The sequence below is a fragment of the Paenibacillus ottowii genome (assembly GCF_006874425.1).
Lineage (GTDB): Bacteria > Bacillota > Bacilli > Paenibacillales > Paenibacillaceae > Paenibacillus > Paenibacillus ottowii.
Genome location: NZ_VIJZ01000026.1, coordinates 1 through 4,272, shown reverse-complemented (window position 1 = coordinate 4,272; position 4,272 = coordinate 1). Strand labels below are relative to the sequence as shown.

General features: G+C 46.5%; 2 protein-coding genes. Both read left to right on the top strand.

Annotated elements, in window-relative coordinates; all coding sequences use genetic code 11:
* Nucleotides 1-465 (top strand): hypothetical protein (locus FKV70_RS26000; RefSeq protein WP_208738446.1); only part of this gene is annotated, 465 nt, incomplete at its 5' end.
* Nucleotides 449-4,272: beta-ketoacyl synthase N-terminal-like domain-containing protein (locus FKV70_RS25740; RefSeq protein WP_142614967.1), on the top strand; the 3,824-nt coding region annotated here is incomplete at its 3' end. The genes FKV70_RS26000 and FKV70_RS25740, both read left to right, overlap by 17 nt.

The following is a 4,272-nucleotide window of genomic DNA, read 5'->3' as shown; positions in this document are numbered from 1 at the left end:
ATAGTGGATCTTTGGGTAAAGGGACTGGCGATGAATTGGAGCATGCTTTATGGAGATGCCAAGCCGCAGAGAATAAGCCTGCCAGCCTATCCTTTTGCAAAGGAACGGTATTGGATCACGGATATTAAAACCAAGCAGGCTTCCATTGAATCTCCCAAAGCTGTACAGCCAACGGATATATTTGCTGATCAAAAAACACCTGAAACAGCGGCAGATAGTTCGCAAATGAATGGAAATAAAAGCGACGATCCTTATTCCCAAGCTATTCCTTCATATATCCAGAATATTCAAAATCATATTTCAGCCAGTGTTAAAATGAAGAAAATGCCAGATATTTCTTATCTAGCGGCTGAATACGAAAGAATTCCTTCGACTATGGTCGACAACCAAGCTTACTCGGAACAGGATAGGGCGACGCGAGGGACTAATCGGATGAGGAGGCTTACAGATGAAGGAAATGAATGATGTCTTATGCAGACTACTATGGGGGTATTTGCAATTGATGGGATTATGCCCCCATGCACATATGGACAAGAAAGCTATGATTAATGATTTTAAAACCCAAACAGCATTGCTGAATTTATACGATCGCTGGCTTGAAGAAAGCATAGAGGTATTGGCGCGGAATCATTATTTTTACCGTAAAGGAGATTCTTATAGCGTAACGGATACAGCTTTGGTTGATCTGCAGGCTGTATGGAACGAATGGGAATTGAAGAAAGGGGAATGGCTGAAAAATCCGGATCTCTCGGCCTGGGTTGTACTCGTAGAATCAACATTGCGCAAGTTGCCGGAAATTTTGACCGGAAACATACCTGCCACTGACATTGTTTTTCCTCAGTCCTCTATGAAGCTGGTAGAAGGTATATATAAAAATAGTCCTGCAGCAGATTACTTTAATGAAGTGCTGGGGGATATTGTAGTTTCCTACTTGAATGAACGGCTTAAGCATGACCCGTCAGGGTCGATTCGAATTATTGAAATTGGTGCAGGCACTGGAGGAACCAGCGCGATGCTCTTCCGGAAGCTTCGACCTTATCAGGAGCATATTCGTGAATACTGTTATACCGATAAATCCAGAGCATTTTTATTGCATGCGCAAAAAGAGTACGGCCCGCAAAATCCTTACCTGACTTATAAAATTTTTAATGTGGAAGAGTCGGCTGTGAGACAAGATATCGACACGGGCGGATATGATATTGCAATTGCCACCAATGTCCTGCACGCCACGAGGAACATTCGGCAGACATTAGGCAATGTCAAAGCATCGCTGCGAAAAAACGGCCTGATTCTTATCAATGAAATCAGTGGAAACTCGCTGTTAAACCACCTAACCTTTGGCCTGTTGGAGGGATGGTGGCTTTATAATGACCCCGAGCTGCGCATTCCAGGCTCTCCCGGTTTATACCCTGAACGTTGGCAGGAGGTATTGGAAAGCGAGGGGTTCCGGTCGGTCTTCTTCCCCGCTCAGGAAGCGCATGAAGTAGGCCAGCAAATTATTGTGGCTGAAAGCGATGGCATACTTCGGGATCAACAGAAGCTTGAACCTGGCAAGCCTCCATTGAAACAGCGTGACAAAGGGATTCAACCAGCTACTGATGTAACTGATGAGATGGCTAAAGAGCATGTCAGGGAGCTTATCGTAGAGAAGTTGGCTGAGGCCTTGAATGTGGAGTCTTCAATGATTGATGTCCATGAGTCATTCGCAGATTATGGCCTGGACTCTATTCTTGGCGTCAACTTTGTACAGGATGTTAATCAGGGGCTGGGCATTCATTTGCAGACCACAGACATCTTTGATTACAGTTCGGTCAAACAGCTGACGGTATACATTTTAAGCCAATTCGGCGACACCGTTTTACAAGTCTTGGGACACAATGCTGATGCTGATCCAGTTGAGGATGGGAAAGATGCGAGCCATGAAACCCAAGCGCCTGAGGAACCGGAGTATATCTTCAATCCAGTTCAAACGGTAAGAGCATCCATTGAGCCAGAGAGACCCAAACAGGAGAATGCAGGAAGAAGCTTAGCGCAAAGAGAGCCGATTGCAATTATTGGAATGAGCGGGCGGTTTGCCGGGTCTGATAATGTACATGAGCTTTGGAACCACCTTAAAAATGGCGACGATTTAGTAAAAGAGGTAACTCGCTGGGATCTTTCAAAATACCAGGAAAAAAACACGAATTACTGCAATTATGGAAGTTTTCTGGAAGATATTGATAAGTTTGATCCGCTTTTTTTCAATATTTCGGGGCTGGAAGCGACCTACATGGATCCACAGCAGCGGTTGTTTCTGGAGGAAGCATGGCATGCTCTAGAGGATGCGGGCTATGCGGGTGCAGGGATAGATGGACGTCGGTGTGGAGTTTATGTAGGCTGTGCCGAAGGAGATTACCAGCGACTGCTGGGTGAAGACCTTCCTCCGCAAGCACTGTGGGGCCATATGGGCTCCGTGATTCCCGCCAGAATTTCCTACTACTTGAATCTTCACGGACCGGCGATAGCTGTAGATACAGCTTGTTCCAGTTCGTTAGTTGCCGCCCATCTTGCTTGCCAAAGCTTATGGTCTGGAGAAACGGATATGGCTTTAGCTGGCGGGGTGTATATTCATACGACCCCTCGCTGCTATTTATATGGTGACAGGGCAGGAATGCTATCTCACACAGGGCACTGTTATACCTTTGATGACAGAGCAGACGGAATGGTTCCAGGAGAGGCTGTTGGCGCGGTTTTACTCAAACGGCTTGACGAAGCAGTTGCCGATGGTGACCATATCTATGGGGTAATTTTAGGCTCAGCAATCAATCAGGACGGTACTACGAATGGACTTACTGCACCAAGCCAGAAGTCTCAGGAGCGACTGGAGCAATATGTGTACGATACTTTTCATATCCATCCAGAGCAAATCCAATTGGTGGAGGCACATGGCACGGGTACCAAGTTGGGAGATCCAATTGAATACCAGGCATTGACGCGAACATTTAGAAAATATACGGACAAGAAGGAATATTGCGCGATCGGGTCTATTAAGACGAATATCGGTCACACGCAAATTGCAGCAGGAATCACAGGAGTGATCAAGTTGTTATTGTCACTAAAGCATGAGCAGATTCCGCCTTCACTTCATTTTCGATCAGGTAATTCCAATATTCAATTTGCGGACAGTCCTTTTTATGTCAATACGCAATTGCAAAATTGGCTGATTGAGCCTGAAGCCAAGCGCTGCGCCGCAGTCAGCTCTTTTGGTGCTAGTGGCACCAATGCTCATATGGTTATCGAAGAGGCTCCACGTATGAAACGAAGACATTCTGAAAAGCCGGGGTATTTCATCCCGCTGTCCGCTCGAACTTCTCAACAATTACGCCGCCAGGTTGAGCAACTGATTGCTTATTGCGAACAGGAGCCTGAGGCAGACTGCGGTAACATGAGCTATACATTATTGCTTGGGAGAAAGCATTGCAATCATCGGCTTGCATGTGTTGCCCGTAATCAAGGTGAACTTGTTATGTCCCTTAAAAGGTGGCTGGATAAAGGCAGTGCTTCTCAAGTTTATTATTCTGAACTGCATGAAAAAGACCAACGCATTCAAACGTCCTTGAAAAGATATGGAAATGAATGTATTCAAAACTGTCAAAATGCAGGTGATGTCCGTGAGTATTTGGAGTTTTTAACTACGATTGCGGACTTATATGTGCAAGGATATCCGTTAGATTTTGAGCGTTTGTTTTCAAATGAACAGTACTCCAGAATTCCGCTGCCGACTTATCCTTTTGCAAAAGAGCGGTACTGGGCGCCGGGGAATGAAGCCCAAATGACTAAAAGCTTAGGCACAAAGAGTGAAATCAAATCAACGATTACCAGAGCAGAGGAAACACCAGTGGTTACAGCTAGCCATACCCTGCTGCTGGAGCCAGTTTGGAAGGAGCAGGACGTGGCGCTGGAGGTCGAAGCACCTGTCTATGACCGCCGTATCATTTTGCTGTGTGAGCCGGACGAAGTTTTATCTGAACGGCTCGAAGCACGAGTGAACGGAGCTGCACAGGTCTTGGCCTTCACATCCGGGAAAAGCCGGGTGGATGAGCGGTTTCAGGCCTATGCAGTGCACGCCTTTGAGAGCATCCAAGGCCTACTCAAAGACAAGCCTACCGGAAGGGTGCTGGTCCAGCTTGTCGTGGCGGCGGCTGGAGAAGGGCAGCTTTTCTCAGGACTTTCGGGTCTGCTGAAGACCGCTAGGCTGGAAAATCCAAAACTCATCGGCCAATTGATCGAAGT